Origin of the sequence: Comamonas composti DSM 21721 (assembly GCF_000429845.1) — a bacterium.
GTDB lineage: Bacteria > Pseudomonadota > Gammaproteobacteria > Burkholderiales > Burkholderiaceae_C > Comamonas > Comamonas composti.
Window position 1 is genome coordinate 1 of record NZ_AUCQ01000058.1, and the last position, 1,562, is coordinate 1,562.

3 protein-coding genes are annotated in these 1,562 nt (G+C 51.9%); 1 reads left to right on the forward strand and 2 read right to left on the reverse strand.

Features of this window, described 5'->3' with window-relative positions:
* Positions 1-385, forward strand: a 385-nt coding sequence (locus G486_RS0116980) for an integrase core domain-containing protein (RefSeq protein ID WP_027016595.1), incomplete at its 5' end; no start/stop codon positions are given.
* Positions 386-576: 191 nt separating this feature from the next.
* On the opposite strand, the gene G486_RS24120 is transcribed toward G486_RS0116980, so the two are convergent.
* Positions 577-918, reverse strand: a complete 342-nt coding sequence (locus G486_RS24120) for a hypothetical protein (protein ID WP_156920079.1) — start codon at positions 916-918, stop codon at positions 577-579.
* A partial coding sequence (locus G486_RS23750) for an RHS repeat-associated core domain-containing protein (protein ID WP_169728614.1) occupies positions 915-1,562 on the reverse strand: 648 nt, incomplete at its 5' end. The genes G486_RS24120 and G486_RS23750, both read right to left, overlap by 4 nt.

Sequence of the window (1,562 nt, forward strand, 5' to 3'; positions counted from 1 at the left end):
CATCAAGCTGCTCACAGACAACGGCAGCCAGTTCACCGATCGATTCACCAGCAAGAGACGCGAGCCTACGGGGCGCCACAAGTTCGATGTGCGCTGCAAAGCACTGGGCATTGAGCATCGCCTGTGCCCGCCGCGACATCCACAAACCAATGGCATGGTCGAGCGCTTTAATGGCCGGATCAGCGAGGTGCTCCATCAGACACGGTTCGCCTCAGCAGCCCAGTTGGAGGCGACGTTGATGAGCTATGTGAAGACCTATAACCATCAAATTCCACAGCGAGCGCTCGATCATGTCTCACCGGTTCAGGCCTTAAAGAACTGGTATCGGAAAAAGCCCGAGTTGTTCAAAAAGCGGGTTTATAACCAATCGGGTCTTGACAAGTAGCTACCACCGACACAGCCTGATGGAGACCAAGATGGGCTATCTCAGTCCCATGCAGTACGAGCAACGCTGGTACGAGGCACAGCGTAAAAAGGCTGCATAAAGCATGGGCTAAGAGCTACACAAAACAGGGGCAAGATCCAAAGCCCGAATTGTTCAAAAAAGCGAGTTTACAATCAATCGGGACTTGAAAATTATGTCGGAATACCAAAGTAAACGACATCAAAGTCATGCACCAGCTGCGAATATTCTTTTGGGAAAATATTCAAAAAATCGGTATCGTTTTCGATTTTTTCGCTTGAGCCGAATATAACTGCGGCAGTTTTCGAATGGTTGTAAATGGTTAAGACAACAAGTGCACGTTTCTGCCCAAGAAGCGCAGCCCGCCTGCAAGTTCCCGGATCCTCTGTATCATCAAAGAACTCGACTCCGAGCCTAGCCAAGGCTGCTTCAGAACACTTTATATACCCCCAGTCTGCTACCTGAGTAGGATTTACCTGAAAAGCTTCATTCAAAGAAGAATAATAGATTGTCATTTTTGAGTGTTTTTCGTTACTTTTATTGGAATTTGAGCCACCTCGCGATCCTCCGATAAAGTGCAGTGAGGGTCATGACCTGGGTGCCAAGTTACCAAGCCTCCCGGAACCACACTTGTTGGTTTGGCTGGCGTGTAGAACTCAAGACCTCGCTGCCCCTCCGGCAGCGGGCCATCGTAAGCATTGATCCGAACGACACCCATCCCCTTGTGCGATGCAGTCCCTGAGTGAATGCCCAATGCCTCCTGCTCAGCAGCTCGCTCTCGCGACTGTGTTGGCGACTCGACACGGTGAAATGGCCCGTGAAGCTTGTCAGAACAACACTTGGGGCACGTTCGGCGCTGTGCACCTACATTCTTACCTCCTCCAAGTCGATTCAATCCTAGCGGATCCACCCATCCCACCGCATTCGGCGCATATTGGAAGGTATTAATTCCCCCTGCCAACCCAATCGGATCCCTGCTCACAAACCGCCCACAGTGCGGATCGTAATAGCGGAACCGGTTGTAATGCAGCCCGGTCTCTTCATCAAAGTACTGCCCCTGAAACCGCAAGGGATTGCGCACCTGCTGGGCTGAACTTGCACCAGCTCTCCCTGCGGCCCACAGCGCCTGCACCTTGGCCTCACCCCAGGCCTTGTATTC

What these genes read in the sequence shown, in the direction of transcription:
- G486_RS24120 (WP_156920079.1), bottom strand. Translation starts at nt 918, where the DNA reads ATGACAATCTATTATTCTTCTTTGAATGAAGCTTTTCAGGTAAATCCT.